General features: G+C 59.2%; 17 protein-coding genes. 14 read left to right on the plus strand and 3 right to left on the minus strand.

All coding sequences use genetic code 11. The annotated features are described in order from the left end of the window. The first annotated feature begins 76 nt into the window (after nt 1-76). Genes arsH through arsJ form a run of 4 tightly spaced genes read left to right on the plus strand, consistent with a single transcriptional unit; the run spans nt 77 to nt 3339 of the window. Nucleotides 77-793, plus strand: coding sequence for an arsenical resistance protein ArsH (gene arsH / locus BLU63_RS23035; protein ID WP_010455860.1), 717 nt, complete (start codon nt 77-79; stop codon nt 791-793). A 12-nt stretch (nt 794-805) separates the two neighbouring features. After that, on the plus strand, nt 806-1081 hold the full coding sequence (locus tag BLU63_RS23040) for a protein-tyrosine phosphatase family protein (protein ID WP_077748113.1): 276 nt from the start codon (nt 806-808) through the stop codon (nt 1079-1081). Between the two features lie 23 nt (nt 1082-1104). Beyond that, nucleotides 1105-2109 carry an ArsJ-associated glyceraldehyde-3-phosphate dehydrogenase gene (locus BLU63_RS23045; RefSeq protein WP_010455851.1) on the plus strand — a complete coding sequence of 335 codons (1005 nt, stop codon included), beginning with the start codon at nt 1105-1107 and terminating at the stop codon, nt 2107-2109. Between the two features lie 9 nt (nt 2110-2118). Beyond that, nucleotides 2119-3339 (plus strand): organoarsenical effux MFS transporter ArsJ, encoded by a 1221-nt coding sequence (gene arsJ / locus BLU63_RS23050; protein ID WP_010455849.1) that lies wholly within the window; start codon nt 2119-2121, stop codon nt 3337-3339. A gap of 268 nt (nt 3340-3607) precedes the next feature. Here arsJ and BLU63_RS23055 read toward each other — a convergent pair whose 3' ends face one another. After that, a complete protein-coding gene (locus BLU63_RS23055) occupies nt 3608-3850 on the minus strand; it encodes a thioredoxin family protein (RefSeq protein ID WP_010455847.1) in 243 nt (80 codons plus the stop codon). A 22-nt stretch (nt 3851-3872) separates the two neighbouring features. Beyond that, a complete protein-coding gene (locus BLU63_RS23060) occupies nt 3873-5315 on the minus strand; it encodes a permease (protein ID WP_083376318.1) in 1443 nt (480 codons plus the stop codon). 443 nt (nt 5316-5758) lie between these two features. On the opposite strand from BLU63_RS23060, the gene BLU63_RS23065 reads away from it, so the two are divergent. From BLU63_RS23065 to BLU63_RS23100, 8 genes are all read left to right on the plus strand, one after another. After that, on the plus strand, nt 5759-5956 hold the full coding sequence (locus tag BLU63_RS23065; RefSeq protein ID WP_083376319.1) for a hypothetical protein: 198 nt from the start codon (nt 5759-5761) through the stop codon (nt 5954-5956). Nucleotides 5957-6298: 342 nt separating this feature from the next. Continuing rightward, the gene (locus BLU63_RS23070) at nt 6299-7279 is read left to right on the plus strand and encodes a quinone oxidoreductase family protein (RefSeq protein ID WP_010455841.1); all 981 of its coding nucleotides are present in this window, start codon (nt 6299-6301) and stop codon (nt 7277-7279) included. 13 nt (nt 7280-7292) lie between these two features. Next, complete coding sequence (locus BLU63_RS23075; protein ID WP_083376320.1) at nt 7293-8141, plus strand: TauD/TfdA dioxygenase family protein; 849 nt, start codon at nt 7293-7295, stop codon at nt 8139-8141. Between the two features lie 87 nt (nt 8142-8228). Continuing rightward, nucleotides 8229-9281, plus strand: a complete 1053-nt coding sequence (locus BLU63_RS23080) for a BKACE family enzyme (protein ID WP_010455839.1) — start codon at nt 8229-8231, stop codon at nt 9279-9281. Between the two features lie 90 nt (nt 9282-9371). After that, nucleotides 9372-10700, plus strand: a complete 1329-nt coding sequence (locus BLU63_RS23085; RefSeq protein WP_083376321.1) for an MFS transporter — start codon at nt 9372-9374, stop codon at nt 10698-10700. Beyond that, nucleotides 10697-11362: a DsbA family oxidoreductase gene (locus BLU63_RS23090; RefSeq protein ID WP_077748122.1), complete on the plus strand. Its 666-nt coding sequence runs from the start codon at nt 10697-10699 to the stop codon at nt 11360-11362. Before BLU63_RS23085 ends, BLU63_RS23090 begins: the two co-directional genes overlap by 4 nt. After that, a complete protein-coding gene (locus tag BLU63_RS23095; RefSeq protein ID WP_083376322.1) occupies nt 11359-11685 on the plus strand; it encodes a Rieske (2Fe-2S) protein in 327 nt (108 codons plus the stop codon). Before BLU63_RS23090 ends, BLU63_RS23095 begins: the two co-directional genes overlap by 4 nt. Then, nucleotides 11682-12692, plus strand: a complete 1011-nt coding sequence (locus BLU63_RS23100) for a YeiH family protein (RefSeq protein ID WP_083376323.1) — start codon at nt 11682-11684, stop codon at nt 12690-12692. The genes BLU63_RS23095 and BLU63_RS23100 overlap by 4 nt, the downstream gene beginning before the upstream one ends. A 242-nt stretch (nt 12693-12934) precedes the next feature. Here BLU63_RS23100 and BLU63_RS23105 read toward each other — a convergent pair whose 3' ends face one another. Further along, on the minus strand, nt 12935-13987 hold the full coding sequence (locus BLU63_RS23105; RefSeq protein WP_010455830.1) for an AraC family transcriptional regulator: 1053 nt from the start codon (nt 13985-13987) through the stop codon (nt 12935-12937). A 355-nt stretch (nt 13988-14342) separates the two neighbouring features. On the opposite strand from BLU63_RS23105, the gene BLU63_RS23110 reads away from it, so the two are divergent. Together BLU63_RS23110 and BLU63_RS23115 are read left to right on the plus strand one after the other, a co-directional pair. Beyond that, nucleotides 14343-14909, plus strand: coding sequence for an RBBP9/YdeN family alpha/beta hydrolase (locus tag BLU63_RS23110; RefSeq protein WP_010455828.1), 567 nt, complete (start codon nt 14343-14345; stop codon nt 14907-14909). A gap of 127 nt (nt 14910-15036) precedes the next feature. Continuing rightward, nucleotides 15037-17040: a DUF1302 domain-containing protein gene (locus tag BLU63_RS23115; RefSeq protein WP_010455827.1), complete on the plus strand. Its 2004-nt coding sequence runs from the start codon at nt 15037-15039 to the stop codon at nt 17038-17040. Nucleotides 17041-17063: the final 23 nt, after the last annotated feature.

Genomic DNA, 17063 nt, shown 5'->3' on the forward strand with positions numbered 1-17063 from the left:
CCTTCCTGGGCCGATATCTGGTTGAAGGGCCGTTGGTTCGATGACTCCAAGAGCGCTGTTGCGCAGGACAAAGACTATGTTTGAAGACGACATCCCCCAACTCGATACCGACCTGGTTGATCTTCCATCGGCTGACAAGCTGGGCATCGAGAAGACCTCCATCCACAAGCCGCGCATTTTGCTGCTGTACGGATCGACCCGTGAGCGCTCCTTCAGTCGCCTGATGGTCGAGGAGGCCGCTCGACTGCTGGAGCACTTCGGCGCCGAGGCGCGGATTTTCAATCCGTCCGGTTTGCCGCTGCCAGATGACGCCCCCGACAACCATCCGCGCGTGAAGGAGTTACGCGAGCTGATGTTGTGGTCGGAAGGGCAGGTCTGGTGTTCCCCGGAGCGTCACGGTTCCATGAGCGCGGTCTTCAAGGCGCAGATCGACTGGGTGCCACTCGCAATGGGTGCGGTACGCCCGACCCAGGGCAAAACCCTCGCCGTCATGCAGGTGTGTGGTGGCTCGCAGTCGTTCAACGTGGTCAATCAGCTGCGAGTGCTGGGACGTTGGATGCGCATGTTCACCATCCCCAACCAATCCTCCGTGCCAAAGGCCTATATGGAGTTCGACGATAACGGCCGGATGAAACCTTCTCCGTTCTACGACCGCATCGTGGATGTGATGGAAGAGTTGGTGAAATTCACGCTGCTGCTTCGCGACCGTCAGGACTATCTGGTTGATCGTTATTCCGAGCGCAAAGAGTCGGCGGAAGAACTCATGAAACGTGTCAATCAGCGCTCCATCTGAGGATTTTTCACCGTGCAACACCACCCTTATTCGGTACTTCCCTTGGCACAGTTCAATGGCCAATTGATCTTCACCCCGCAGCGGCTGACCGAAGGGGACACCATCGCCATCCATTGCAAGGGCGGATCGGGTCGTACCGGTTTGGTCGCCGCTCAACTGTTGATCGAGAGCGATGTGCCATTCAGCGATGCCATCCGCGATGTTCAGTCGTTGCGTCCACGCGCCATTCAACATCCTGCCCATATCGAATACATCGGCCAGTTCGACACTCAGTCGAACTCCCACTGACAACAGATACAGAGCACAACAACATGACTATCAAAGTTGGCATCAATGGTTTCGGTCGGATCGGTCGCCTCGCGCTGCGAGCAGCCTGGGGCTGGCCAGAATTCGAATTCGTGCAGATCAACGATCCAGCGGGTGACGCGGCGACGCATGCACACTTGCTGAACTTCGACTCGGTGCATGGTCGTTGGCACCACGAAGCCAGCGCGGAAGGCGATCAGGTGGTGATTGGCGGCAAGCGCATCAAGGTGACAGCTAACAAAGCGATTGCCGACACCGACTGGTCGGGTTGCGATCTGGTGATCGAGGCCAGCGGCAAGATGAAAACCGTGGCGGTGTTGCAAGCCTACCTGGATCAGGGCGTCAAGCGCGTGGTGGTCAGCGCTCCCGTGAAGGAAAAAGGGGCGTTGAACGTCGTCATGGGCGTCAACCATCAGTTGTTCAAACCGGCTGAACATCGCATCGTTACCGCCGCTTCGTGCACCACTAACTGTCTAGCGCCCGTGGTGAAAGTCATCCACGAGAAACTGGGCATTCGCCACGGTTCGATCACCACCATCCACGACCTGACCAACACCCAAAGCATCCTCGATCAACCGCACAAGGATCTGCGTCGTGCGCGTGCTTCGGGTATGAGCCTGATTCCAACCAGCACCGGCTCGGCCACCGCGATTGCCGAAATCTTCCCGGAACTGCGCGGACGCCTGAATGGTCATGCCGTTCGTGTGCCGCTGGCCAACGCGTCGCTGACCGACTGCGTCTTTGAAGTCGAGCGTGCCACCACTGTTGAGGAGGTGAATCAACTCCTCAAGGACGCCTCCGAGAACGAGCTGAAAGACATCCTCGGTTTTGAGGAGCGTCCGTTGGTGTCCATCGACTACCGCACCGACCCGCGTTCATCGATCATCGATGCCCTGTCGACGATGGTGATCAATGGTACTCAAGTGAAGATCTATGCCTGGTACGACAACGAATGGGGCTATGCCAATCGCGCCGTCGAACTGGCCAGACTGGTCAGTCTGGCGGACTAAGGAGCGGTCATGAAAGCGTTGTCAGCCCTCGCTCCGGAAGTGCGGCAGTACTTGCTCGTCACGGGCAACTATTGGGCCTTCACCCTCACCGACGGTGCCTTGCGCATGTTGGTGGTGTTGCACTTTCACGCGTTGGGCTACAGCCCACTGCAAATCGCGGCGTTGTTTCTGTTCTACGAAATCTTTGGCGTGATCACCAACCTGGTGGGTGGCTACCTCGGCGCCCGGCTGGGACTGAACCGAACCATGAACATCGGGCTGGGCATCCAAGTCGTGGCGCTGTTGATGCTGACGGTTCCTGTCGCTTGGCTAACCATCCCGTGGGTGATGGGCGCACAGGCGCTGTCGGGGATCGCCAAAGACCTGAACAAGATGAGTGCCAAAAGCTCCATCAAGCTTCTGGTTCCTGACGGGCAGCAGGGCAGGCTCTACCAGTGGGTGGCAATCCTCACCGGCTCGAAGAACGCACTCAAGGGGGTCGGCTTCTTTCTCGGCGGAGCCTTGCTGGCATTGATCGGCTTCAAAGGTGCATTGCTGGCCATGGCGGGTGTTCTGGCGCTGATCTGGATCAGCAGCTTGATACTGCTGAAGAAGGACTTGGGCAAAGCGAAAGCCAAACCCAAGTTTCGCGACATCCTGTCCAAGAGTCGGGCGATCAATATCCTCTCGGCGGCGCGGATGTTCTTGTTCGGAGCCCGTGATGTCTGGTTTGTGGTGGCCTTGCCGGTGTACCTGAGCAGCGTGTTCGGCTGGGACTTCTGGAAAGTTGGCGGCTTCCTTGCGGCGTGGGTGATCGGCTACGGCATCGTGCAGTCGTTTGCGCCCAACATCACTGGCAAGAAACGCGGCCACGTACCGGATGGTCGTGCGGCATTTCTGTGGGCCCTTGCACTGGCAGGCTTGCCTGCGGCAATTGCTCTCGGGCTTAACACGGCTTTGTCGCAGCAGATGATGCTACTCGGCGGATTGATGGTCTTTGGTGCGCTGTTCGCGGTGAATTCGTCGCTGCACAGCTACTTGATCGTGTCCTATGCCAAGGAAGATGGCGTGTCGCTGGATGTGGGGTTTTATTACATGTCGAATGCGATGGGAAGGCTGATAGGTACAGTACTGTCCGGGTGGGTTTATCAGGTGTATGGGCTGCAAGCGTGCTTGTGGATATCGAGCGCATTCGTTCTGCTCGCAGCACTGATTTCTATCGGGCTGCCAAGGCATGCCGAGGCGATATGAAACTGTCAGGCCGATGAGCCTCTTCGCGCTATGTGCGTTTGGGGGGGTAGAGCCTGAATCAGCAGCTGTCGGAGGTACGCCATGGGCAATTTATCCACATCCCCGCACTGTCTTTCGTGGTGATTGCAGCGTTCGCATTGAGCGCTTGTGATAAAGGCGAGACACCCTCCAAGCGTCCGTCCGGTATGGACAAGACGATTGAAGGGAGATGATTTACAGGTGAGTGGCGCAATAACCAGGGGGATGAGGGATATCCTCCTTCAGCGCATCATTGCGCAGTCGAAATCCAGCCCTGGATATCCGCAACAGTCGGAATCTTCCCGCTGCTTACAACCTTCTCGTTGATCACCAGAGCCGGCGTGGCGAGGATGTCATAAGTCATCATCTTGCCCATGTCGGTGATCTTTTCGAATTCGGCCTGGATATTTAGATTCTGCGTGGCTTGACGGGCTACAGCCTCAAGCTTCTTGCAGTTGGCGCACCCTGAACCGAGGATTTTGATGTTCAGCATTGGAAGCTCCTTAGTGTGTAAGTCAGCTTGCTGTTTGTTTACGCTGATAACGTATCAACTGGTAAATTGCAGCGGTTATGGCCAGTGAGGCCGCCATTCCTGCACCAAGGGTAAGCCAGCCGGTGCCGTCGACCCAGGCACCAAATAGCAGGCCTGCCACGATGCTGAACGAAGCGACTAACCCAACATAGGCTGCGGTCTTCTTGCGACCAATCACCGCCGCCACCATGAGCATGCTCTGCAAGCTAAGTTCAGGATCCGCCATCAAGTAGGCCAAGAGCGGACCAGGATGCATGCCGAGATCAAGGAACATGCGGGCGACGGGCACTTCTACCAGGGTTGGGAAGTACATGAACACGCCGAACCCTACCGCTATGGCATTGGCGATCACTGTGTTGCTGCCTGCAAGGCTTTCAATCCACTCGGGTTGAATCACCTGGCGAACCATGCCGACAATGAATACACCCACCACCAGCACAACAAATATCTGCTTGACGAATCGCCAGGCTTCCCATAGCCAGCCTTGCCAGTCTTCGGCTGGCAGTTTTCGGGCAAAGTACCCAACAGACAGCATGGTCAATGCGACACCGAATACACGACCCGTGAAGGTAAAGGCTAATGTGCCAGGTTCTGGCGTCAGTCGCATTGACGCGATCAGCAAGGTACTAGCGGTCAGCCCCAGCGCAACCCATGTCCAGTTGTTGGCACCTTCAGTGATGTTATCCAGACCACGTTTGGCCGTGGCGGCAATCATCAGGAGTAGGGCGATGAGAACAGACCCTTGGAAGCTCACGCCTTCTTCTCCTTTACTGGCGTCGTATGGAACCCAGTCAAACAAGGTTTCCTGCCACGCCTGGGGCCAGAAAAGCGGGACTTTGAAACTGATCAGATCTGCGGTCAGGGGCCACAGTTTCAAGGTGCCCGCAATCAGCAAGGCCACCAAAGATAGCAGTACGCCCAGTGCAGGCCCGGAAACGCTGGCCTTCTCTGCGAACAGGGCATCCGCCTGTGCGTCGTGGGTCAGGTCGTCTTTCCAGAATAGGGTAGCCATCAGCAAGCCAATACCGATGCCGAAGATCAGGCAGAGGATCAGACGGGCGATTGCAAACTCCGCTCCCAGAATATTGCCGGTATAGGCCAAGGCCATGATGTTTCCTGCGGGAGCAAAAAACAGGAAGGTGATCGCCGGGCCGATACCTGCTCCTTTGCGGTAAACGCCCGCGAACAAAGGAACAATTGTGCATGAGCAGACGGCAATCAGTGACCCGGCTAGTGCCGCCGCAGGGTAGGAAACGTAAACAGGTGCATGTCGACCTAGCCAGTGAGTGATGCTGGCTTTAGGAATAAGTGCTGTCATGGCCCCGGCGATAAAAAACGCCGGCAACAGGCAAAGAAGGACGTGGGCTGCCAAGTAGGAAGCCAGACTGCCGGCTCCGCCATTGAATAGCTTAAGTACGAGGTCCATGGAGAGCCCTCAATCCTTAGCGTTAAGGTCAGGTTTTATGGTATCCGCTGTGCGTTGACCGGGTTTGACTTCGATCAGTTGCACGCAGAAAAATTTTTCAAGGATGTGGTGCTGAAAGACCGATTCAGGGGCGCCTCCAGGGTGGCTATCTCGATCAACCGGAAACGCTGCGCATAGCCTCCGAAATGGGAGTCAGGGCCCACCGTTCAACGGTTAACCTCAACGCTTGTCATGAAACGCGTTGTGCAAGGTCGACCTCTGCCTCTATAGCGTGAGACGCAGGTGAAAAGGTCGGGTTATGACTTTTCGGGCTTGTTATGCCGGCGGTCTGCTGTTGTATCCGAGTTCACACTGCCGTTCGTCCAGTGCCCGGCACTAGCAAGGCCTGGCTTCTCTCTGATGTTCATGCACCGACATCCCGTGCATCAGAACGGAGAGCCAGCATGGACATTGATGAAAATGCCCCAGGAAACAAATCCCAACAGGGCGTCACGGGCGGGACTGATAACGAAACAGGCCATGATCCAAAGGAGAATGAACCTGAGGTTCCGCTGCCAGGGGGCGACGAGGCGCCTGTCGATGAAGAAATGGCCGATGTGAATGCCAATAATTCAGTATCGAGCGAGCATCCCAAGCCTTAAGTCGATTGAAAGTTGGGTTTCAGCAAATTGACCAAGCCTTATGCTTCAAAAGAAAATCCTTGTGGCACGGGTACCTGGTAAGTCACCTGCTGTTTGCGAACCCCGCCAGAGTGCGGGGTTTTTTGTGTCCGGGTTTTGAGTGTGAGAGCCCATACAGCCGGCCGTGGCGCATCAATTGACTTGCGCTATGGCGCTGACCGGGTTTGCGAAGAAGGGCGCGCCAGTGGCCAATTGTCATGAAATGAAAAGCCATTGTCGTCTGATGAAAAGCAGCTGGCCAGGCGGCGTCCTACAGTCCAATCAGCGTAAATCGACGCTGCACAGACTGGAGAATAAGAAAAAATGGCCAAAGCCGTACGCTTCTACGAAACCGGTGGTCCCGACGTTCTTTGTTATGAAGAGGTCGATGTCGGCGAACCCGGTCCGGGCCAGGTCCGTCTTCGTCATGTGGCGGTCGGCCTGAACTATGCCGACACCTATTTTCGTAATGGCACTTACCCGATCCCGATGCCCAACGGCATGGGGGTTGAAGCGTCCGGTGTGGTCCAGGCCATCGGCGAGGGTGTGACTAACGTTCAGGTGGGGGATCGCGTCACCTACACCGGATTTCTCAATACCTTGGGCGCCTACAGTACCGAACGACTGATTGCAGCCGCGCCGCTGATCAAGCTGCCGGAAACCATCAGTTTCGAGACGGCCGCCGCCATGACCATGCGTGGCCTGACGTCGTCGTACCTGATGCGGCGCATTTATGATTTCAAGGCCGGCGACAGCATTCTGCTGCACGCCGCTGCCGGTGGCGTGGGGCTGATCGTTTCACAGTGGGCCAAGCTGCTCGGCCTGACCGTCATCGGCACTGTGTCCACCGAGGTCAAGGGGGAAATTGCCCTGGCCCATGGTTGCGACCATGTCATCAATTACAGCCACGAAAATGTCGCCCAGCGCGTGCGCGAGCTGACTGCCGGCGTGGGAGTCAACGTGGTGTTCGACAGCGTTGGCAAAAACACCTTCATGGGATCACTGGATTCGCTCAAGCGTCGGGGCCTGATGGTCTGCGTTGGCACCGCATCCGGTCCGATTCCGGCTTTCGACCCGGTGATGCTGGCGATGAAGGGCTCACTGTTCCTGACCCGTCCGGCGCTGGCCGACTACATCGCCGATCCGGCAGAGAAAGCTGCCCTGGCTGGCGAGCTGTTCGACCACGTCGGCAGTGGTCGGATCAAGATCGAGATCAACCAGCATTATGCGTTGGAGGACGCCGTACAGGCCCATCGCGACCTTGAGTCACGCAAAACGACGGGCTCGTCGATTTTCGTCATCTAAGGAGCGATCTGCCATGAAAGTCGAACAATTGACCTGCAGCATTGGCGCCGAACTGATCGGCGTAAATCTTGCCGACGCGGTCCATGACGACGGTCTTTTTTGCGAGATTCGTGCTCAGTTGCTTAAGCATCGGGTGGTGTTCCTGCGCGATCAGGACATCACTCGCGCCGAGCACGTGGCCTTCGCCCGCCGCTTCGGTGAGTTGGAGGACCATCCGGTGGCCGGCAGCGATCCGGATCATCCCGGGCTGGTGCGCATCTACAAGAATCCGGACCAGCCGATGGACCGCTACGAAAACGCCTGGCACACCGACGCGACCTGGCGCGAGGCGCCGCCGATGGGCTGCGTGTTGCGCTGCGTAGAGTGCCCGCCGGTGGGCGGCGACACCATGTGGGCCAACATGGTCGAGGCTTACGCGCGTTTGCCGGAGGACGTGAAGGTGAAAATTGCCGACCTGCGCGCCCGCCACAGCATCGAAGCGAGTTTCGGTGCTGCCATGCCAATCGAAAAGCGTCTGGCGCTCAAGGCGATGTATCCCGATGCCGAACACCCGGTGGTTCGCACCCACCCGGAAACCGGGGAAAAGGTGCTGTTCGTCAACGCCTTCACGACGCACTTGAGCAACTACCACACCCCCGAGCGGGTGCGCTTCGGCCAGGACGCCAACCCTGGCGCGAGCGAGTTGCTGCGCTACCTGATCAGCCAGGCCTACATCCCCGAGTATCAGGTGCGCTGGCGCTGGAAGCCCAACAGCATCGCCATCTGGGACAACCGCAGCACCCAGCACTACGCCGTCATGGATTATCCGCCGTGCCATCGCAAGATGGAGCGTGCCGGAATCATCGGCGACAAGACCTACTGATCAACCCCTTCTGCATTCGCACTCGTAAACGCGTCTGCCCGGCATGATCCCGGGTGGGCGCGACAATCATAAGAACAGGAGTAACTCATGCAATTTTTTGACGATTCCCTGCACCCGGAAAACATGGAAAAGGTGGTCATCACCGTGGCCCCGTACGGCCCGGAATGGATGCCGGAAGACTTCCCCGAAGACATCCCGCTGACCATGGATGAACAGGTGCAAAAAGCGGTCGAATGTTATGAGGCCGGGGCCACCGTCTTGCACTTGCACGTGCGCGAGCTGGACGGCAAGGGTTCCAAGCGCCTGTCCAAATTCAACGAATTGATCGCCGGTGTGCGTGAAGCCGTGCCGGACATGATCATCCAGGTCGGTGGTTCGATTTCCTTCGCGCCGGAAAGCGATGGCGAGGCCGCCAAGTGGCTGTCTGACGATACGCGACACATGCTGGCCGAGCTGACGCCAAAACCGGATCAGGTCACGGTGGCTATCAACACCACCCAGATGAACATCATGGAGTTGCTGTATCCGCAATACCTGGAAGGCACGTCCCTGGCCAATCCCCTGTTTCAGGCCGCCTACAGCGAAATGACCGTTCCGGCAGGTCCGGCCTGGGTCGCCGAACACCTCAAGCGTCTGATGGACAACGGCATCCAGCCGCACTTCCAGCTGACCGGCATGCACGCGATGGAAACCCTCGAGCGTCTGGTGCGCAGGGGCGTCTACATGGGTCCGTTGAACCTGACCTGGATCGGCATTGGCGGCGGTTTCGACGGTCCCAATCCGTTCAACTTCTTCAACTTCATCCACCGCGCGCCGGACGGTTGCACCCTGACCTCCGAGTCGCTGCTCAAGAACGTCATGCCGTTCAACACCATGTCGATGGCCATGGGTCTGCACCCGCGAGTGGGCAATGAAGACACTATCATTGATCACAAGGGCGATCGTTTCGGCTCAGTTGCGCAGATCAGGCAGACCGTGCGTATCGCCCATGAACTGGGTCGCGAAATCGCCACCGGCAAAGAAGCCCGTGAGATCTACCGCATCGGCGTGCAGTACCAGAGCATCGAAGAAACGCTGTTGGCCAACGGCATGGCCCCCAACCGCAAGGCTGGGCAGAAAGGTGTGCCGCAACGCGGCTGATCGGCAGACGCAGCGGGCGGTCAGGCCTCCCGCTCGCTGCACTGCAACACGCTTGATAACAACAATAAAACAAAGCTTTGAGGAGGCTGCATGGCCTTTCACCCAATCGCCGCAGACGATGACGACAGTGCTGTCGGTGTTGCGCGACCGTATGCCTGGATCGTCTTCGCACTGACGTTCGGGCTGTTGATATCCGATTACATGTCGCGCCAGGTCTTGAACGCGGTGTTCCCGATGCTCAAGGGCGAATGGGCTCTGAGCGACGGCCAGCTTGGCTTGCTCAGTGGCATTGTCGCGCTGATGGTGGGGCTGCTGACATTTCCCCTGTCATTGCTGGCAGATCGCTTTGGCCGGGTCAAGAGCCTGGCGCTGATGGCCTTGCTGTGGAGTCTGGCGACGCTGGGTTGCGCCGTGGCGCAGGACTATCAGCAGATGTTCATTGCACGATTCATGGTCGGCGTTGGCGAAGCGGCGTACGGCAGCGTCGGCATCGCAGTCGTCATTTCGGTGTTTCCCAAGCACCTGCGTGCAACGCTGGCCAGTGCCTTCATGGCGGGCGGCATGTTCGGTTCGGTATTAGGGATGGCGCTGGGCGGTGCAATCGCCGCCAAACTTGGCTGGCGCTGGTCGTTTGCCGGCATGGCGTTGTTCGGCCTGCTGCTGGCCGTGCTCTACCCGGTCATCGTCAAGGAGGCGCGCATTGCGCCGCAACGTGCCGCCCAGGCGGTGAACAAGGCCGCGGCAGCGGTCAAGCGTCCGTTGCGTACGTTGTTTTCCAGCCGTTCGGTGATCGCTGCCTACATCGGCAGTGGCTTGCAACTGTTCGTCGGCGGCACGGTGATTGTGTGGATGCCCAGTTACCTCAATCGCTATTACGACATGGCCACGGACAAGGCGGGCGGCGTCGCGGCCATTATCGTGCTGTGCAGCGGGGCCGGGATGATCCTGTGCGGCATGCTCAGCGATCGACTGTCGCGCCATTCGCCGGAACGCAAAGTCACTTTGGCCATCGCCTATTGCCTGGGCAGTTGCCTGCTGTTGTCGGCGGCATTTGCCTTGCCGGCAGGGCCTGTGCAGCTGGCGCTGATCTGCCTGGGCATGTTGATTGCCGCCGGCACGACTGGCCCTTGCGGAGCGATGGTTGCCAACCTGACCCATTACTCGGTCCATGGCACGGCCTTCGCCACGCTGACCCTGGCCAACAACATGCTGGGGCTGGCGCCTGGGCCGTTCATTACCGGCAGGGTCTCCGACCTCATTGGCTTGCAGGCTGCCTTTCAATGGGTGCCGCTGGTCAGCATCGCGGCTGCGGCCGTGTTCTTTTATGCCAAGTGTCATTACCACAAGGACATTGCCCGGCTTAAGGGCGAGCAAGTCCACGATTCGGTTAGCAAAGCAGTGTTAGAGGTGAAGTTGTGAGTAGTCGTCGTTTACGTATTGATGTGTTCTTCGATTTCATCTGCCCCTGGTGCCTGATCGGCAAACGCCAATTGGAGCATGCGCAAGTACAGTTTCGCAGTCGCCACCCGGATGTGCAGGTCACCACGGTGTGGCATGGCGTGCAGTTGCTGCCTCAGTTGCCGGTACAAGGGGAGCCCTTCGCCGATTTCTACCGCAAACGCCTGGGCAATGCCGAGGCTATGACCATGCGCCAGGCCCAGGTACAGCAGGCTGCGGCGGCGGTTGGACTGACCATCGACTTCAGCCGCATCGAGACAATGCCCAACACCGCAGACGCGCACCGTTTGTTCGAACGCGTCAGCGTACTGGGCAATGCTACTCAACGTGAAATGTTGCTCGAACGGCTGTTCGCCGCTTATTTCCGCAAACGCGAAAACCTGGGGTGCCGCGAGACCTTGCTCGCCATTGCCCGCTCCTGCGGCGTTGATGCGCAGGTGGTGCTCGATTGCCTGAAGGGCGACGCCACGCCATTTGACGGCTTTCCCGGCGCGACCAGTGGGGTGCCGGGCTTTCAGTTCGACCGTCGCATGACGATGGTCGGTGCACAACCTGCTCAGGCGCTGCTCGGGGCCATGAACCAGGCCCTGAAAGAAAGTGATCACGAGCGGCAACCTGCATGAACCGACGTATCCCCGTGCCTGCCGGAAAGCTCCCGCAGGCGGGCGGTCGTGCACTGTTCGAATTCGATGACAAAAGCCTGGCGCTATTCAACGTCGAAGGTGACGTGTTCGCCGTCGACGACAGTTGCCCCCATCAAGGCGCCTCGCTGTGTGGCGGGCGCCTTGAGGGGTGGGTGATTCAGTGCTGCGCCCATGGCCTGCGCTTCGATTTGCGCAGCGGTTACCTGCTTAATTCCACCGCAGTCAAAGTCGCCAACTACCCGGTTGAGATCATCGACGGCCAGGCTTTCATCGTTATCGTTCTCGAGGAGGCCGCGCCATGAGCGCCATCGCTCTCACCCGTATCCACAGCCGAACGCGCGAACTGGCGCCGGGCTTTATCGTCAGTCTGATCGTTGCAGCGGCTGCGTCCTTTTTGTCCGAGCACTACGGCGCGCCGGTGATGCTGTTCGCTTTGTTGCTGGGCATGGCGCTGAACTTCCTGGCCGGTGACGGTGTTTGCAAGCCGGGCATCGAGTTCACCGCACGCACCGTGTTGCGCATTGGTGTGGCGCTGCTGGGCATGCGCATCACCCTCGAACAGATGGCTGCGCTGGGCTGGAAGCCTGTGGCGCTGGTGGTGATTCTGGTGGTGGTGACCATCGGCGTTTCAGTGATCGCAGCCAAGGCGCTGGGCTTTCAGCGTTTGTTCGGCATGCTTACCGGCGGCGCCACAGCGATTTGTGGGGCATCGGCCGCGTTGGCGCTGGCGGCGGCATTGCCCAATCATCCGCAGAAAGAACGCGCGACGTTATTCACGGTGATCGGGGTCTCGGCGCTGTCGACCCTGGCGATGATCGTGTATCCGATGATTGCCAACTGGCTGTCGTTGTCGCCACAAGTGGCGGGCGTGTTTCTGGGGGCGACCATTCACGATGTCGCCCAGGTGGTCGGTGCCGGTTACAGCATGTCGACCGAGACCGGCGATACGGCCACGGTGGTCAAGTTGATGCGGGTTGCCATGTTGCTGCCGGTGATCGTGTGTGCCGCCATGATCACCCGCATGCAGGGCGCCGACCCGACCGGCAAACGACCTCCGCTGCTACCTTGGTTCGCCGTCGGGTTTCTGTTGTTGGCCTGTATCAACAGCACCGGCTGGGTGGCCCCGGTGGTGCAAGGGTCGGTCAACGAGTTGTCGCGCTGGTGCCTGGTGGTTTCCATCAGCGCCCTGGGTATGAAAACCCAACTCAAGGAGCTGGCGGCGGTGGGCATCAAGCCGATTTTGTTGATGGTGGGGGAGACGGTGTTCCTCGTCGTGCTGGTGCTGTTGTTGCTGCGTTGGGGAATGTAGGTACACAAACTTGTGGCGAGGGAGCTTGCTCCCGCTGGGGAGCGAAGCGCCCCACAAAGACCACCGCGCTTTTTCAGAAACTACTCGGCGTCTTTTTTGGGGCCGCTGCGCACCCCAGCGGGAGCAAGCTCCCTCGCCACAGGACTCCTCGGCCGGTGTCACAGACACCGGTTCTTTTGCGGCGACTGTACCAGCAGTCGCCGCTTTTTTTTTTGCAAAACGCCGGGTCTGTTGCGTTCGGTTCAGGGTTCGCTGGAGCCGGGCCGGGTGGTCAGCTCCGGCGGTGCTTTGACGGTGTGCTTTTGCGCACTGCGCCATGCCGCGGGCGGCATGCCGAACTGGGTGATGAACCAGCGTGTAAAGGAACTCGCCATGGAGTAGCCGAGCATGTCGGCAATGCGCCCCAACGAGTAATTCGGGTTTTCCAGGTAGCGCAACACTAGGTCGCGGCGCACGTCGTTGATCAGGTCGTTGAAGGCGCAGCCGTCGTCTTTGAGGCGGCGCTGCAGGGTCCGAACGTTCATGCCCTGGGTCTGGGCGATCTGCTCGATGGTGGCGCGCCCCATCGGCAACAACAGGTAGATGGCTTTGCGCACCTCGAACAGCATCGAAGGGCCTTCGTGGCTGAGCAGCGAGTCAAGGTAGCTCTGGGCGTAGCGCGCCATGGCCGGGTCGGCATGGGGGTTGGTCATGTCGAGGCTGGCATTGGGGCAGACGATGCCATTGAACTCGCTGCCGAACTCCAGTTTGCAGCCGAACAGGCGGCGATGCAGTTGCAGGTTGTCGGGAGGCTGGTGCGTGAAGTTGACGCTGTAGGGATGCCAGTGTGCGCCGAGCAGGGCGGCGCACAGGCGGAACATCACCCCGATGGCCAGTTCATTGGCTTGTCGGCAGGGCATCGGCGATTCGGTGACCACCTCTTCGCGAATGATCACCATCTTGCCTGCCTCCTCGATGAAGAGGGCCAGCGAATCGTTCATCAGATGACGGTAGTGCACCAACACTTGCAACGCATCACGCAGCGTTCGCTGATGAGAGAGCAACAGGCTGACCACGCCGAAGTCCGAGAGCTGGCGCGACTCGGCCATGCTCAAGCCGAAGCTCTGGCAGCCGCTGGCGGCGGCTGAATCCTCCAGCAACCGCACGGCGGCGTCGATGGGGATGCGATGTTCAGGAGCTTGCAATATGGCTTTACTCAAACCGACGCCGGCCAGTACGTCTCGGGGGTTGAACCCCAGGTACTGGGTGACCTCCAGGTAGTTGGTCAAGACGGCGGCGCGAACAAGCTTGGGCATGCGAAGGTCTTTCCTGGGCCGGTTGCGATTCAAATGAGCGTGGCGACTATATCCAGCACTTCAGCAATTGAACAGTTGTGACAATGTCGAGGGCGCTCGCCTGGTGCTGGCCGGAATCACATCGTTGCAGTGTAAAAATCGACACGCACCCATTGATTACAGTGAGCTGGAGAGAAGCTGCGGGGATATTCGACCAATGGTCGCTGCGCGACAACACGCGGAATTTTGTCATGAAAAGAAAAGTGCCTGACGTCCAATGAAAAGCGCCTCGGTCGGGCGCTCTTTAATGTCACTCCTACAAAAAGCCCCTGGCCAATAGAGCCAGTCGAGTCATCGAGAAAGCGAAGGTGTTGACGTGGACAAACTGCAAACTGCCGCAACCGTTGTGATCGTACCGGGTCTGCGTGAGCACGTTGCCGAGCATTGGCAAACGTTGCTTGAATCCAGGCTGTGCAAGGTGCGCAGTGTGCCGCCGCTTGAAACCGACAAGCTTGATTGCAGCAAGCGGGTCGAAGCCATTCAGCACACACTTGCGCAGATCGACGGGCCGGTGATTCTGGTCGCTCACAGCGCCGGCGTGCTAATGGTTGCGCACTGGGCTGCGCGTCACAGTCGTCCGATCAAGGGCGCGCTGCTGGCCGCTCCGCCGGACCTTGATGCCCAATGGCCGCAGGGCTACCCCTGCGCTGAAACCCTGCGTACCCAGGGTTGGGACCCTCTACCCAAAGGCCGGCTGCCGTTCCGCAGTCTGCTGGCCGCCAGTACCAACGACCACCTCGCCAGTCTGGACGCCGCCACGCGCATGGCCGAAGGCTGGGGCAGCGAGCTGCTCAATCTCGGCGAAGTCGGTCATCTCAATCCTGCCGCCGGGTATGGGCGCTGGCCACAAGCCGAAGCTCTCATCCTCGAACTGGACCGCTGATTCAGGCGCCGGTTGGCCCGCGCCATCCGGCATTTGCCCTCACTCCTGAAAACGTAAACCCCTGGAACAAGGGGTTGCGCGAGGGCGGCTGCGCTTAAAACAAATACAAAAAGGCGGAGACAACGCAATGCACAACAATAAGAGTCACGGGTTCGCACCCTCGCGTTACACCTTGTTGGCCTCGGCCATTCTGGCCGCAGGCGTGCCGGTCGCGCAGGCGATCGAGCTCGACACCGGGAACCCGGACTGGACCGTGCGTTTTGATAACACTGTGAAGTACAACTACGGCGTACGCACCGAAAGCGCCGACAAGCGCATGCTGGCAACGCCGAACAACAACGACGGCGACTACAACTTCCGCAAAGCCGGGACCAACATCACCCACCGTGTCGACCTGTTGACCGAGATGGATGTGGTCTACCAGAACCACATGGGTTTCCGTGTGAGCGCTGCCAGTTGGTACGACAAGGCCTACGAGAACACCGGTTCCAATTCAAATCCGTTCGTCAACGGCAACGACGCAAGGTCGGGGCTGGTCGCCAACGACCCACGTCTGGCCGCGGTCACCCGTGACAACGTCGGCAATGGCAGCCCGCACCTGAGCAACTACGCCCAGCGTTATTACACCGGTCCTTCCGGCGAAATCCTCGACGCCTTCGTGTTCTACAGCACCGAAGTGGGCGAGGAGTCGCTGTTAAGCGTCAAGGCCGGTCAGCATAACGTGTTCTGGGGCGAGACTATTCTCAACCCGGTGCACTCGAACAGTTACGGCCAATCGGGCCTGGACCTGGCCAAACTGGCGGCCTCGCCCGGTACCGAAGCCAAGGAACTGTTCGTTCCGCGTAACCAGTTGTCGATGTCGTTCACCGTCAATCCCGAGTTGACCGTAGGCGCTCAGTATTTCCTGGATTGGGACGCCGCGCGCCTGCCGGAAGCCGGTACTTATTACGGCGGTTCCGATCTGGTCGGTTTCGGTGCGCAATCCTTCCTGCTGGGCAACACCAATGGTGTGGTGCCGGGCAGTCCGCTGGGGTGTGGTCTGGCACCCTGCAACGGTTTGACCAATGTGCGTCGCGGTCACGACCTGACGCCGGACAAGCGCGGAGACTGGGGGATTATGGCCAAGTGGTCGCCAGCCTGGCTGGACGGGACCCTCGGCGTTTACTACCGCGAAACCTCGGAAATCCTGCCGCAAGCCTGGCTGGATGCCAGAGGCCTGAGTTCGGCCAATCCCAACGGCACCCGGCCGGCAGGGCAAGTGCCTGCGGTGGTCAACACCCTCAACTCGCTGAGCACCGCCACCTATCAAATGGCCTATGCCGACAACATCAAGATCGTTGGCCTGAGCCTGTCCAAGGACGTGGGCGGGATCAGCGTCGGTTCGGACCTGAACATTCGTCACAATATGCCGTTGGCCAGTATTCCGGCGGTTGTCAGCACTAACAGTCCGCTGGGCCTGGGCGCAGGTCTTGGCCTGTTGCCTGCGCGCACGGCTGCCACCGGCGTGGTTTATGACACCCCGCAGAAGGGCGACAGCATGGCCGCCACCGGCGACACCTTGCACTGGACGCTCAACGGCCTGATGACCATTGCTAAAACGCCTGTGTTCGATTCGGCCACTCTGCTGGGCGAGCTGTATTACAGCAACCTGCTCAAGCTCGATAGCAACAACGAGGCGCTCTACAAGGGCAAGGACACCTATCGCGGCATCGACCAGCCGACCCGGGACAACTGGGGCATCGCGGTCAACTTCACCCCGACCTGGTACCAGGTGTTTCCAGGTGTCGACCTCAACGCCCCAATGTCCATCAACGTCGGTCTCGATGGTGTTTCACCGGTCTCCGGTGGCGGCGCCAAAGACACCGGTAACTACGCCATCGGCCTCGGGGCCGTTGTGTACAACAAATACTTTGTCGACCTGAAGTACGTGGACTCATTCGGCAAGGCCGACAAGTGCAACGTCAGCGGCGTGAGTACCGGCCCGACCGGAGGCGACGGCGCTGCGCCGAATGCCTTTAGCGGTAACGAAAACTACGCCTGTTACGCCGGTGGCTACTCCGCCTTCTCCGGTGGCGGGGCCACGACTGAGGACCGTGGCGCCGTTTACCTGACGATGAAAACCACTTTTTGATTCACCACTGATTTGCTCAATGC

The organism is Pseudomonas mandelii, from assembly GCF_900106065.1.
Lineage (GTDB): Bacteria > Pseudomonadota > Gammaproteobacteria > Pseudomonadales > Pseudomonadaceae > Aquipseudomonas > Aquipseudomonas mandelii.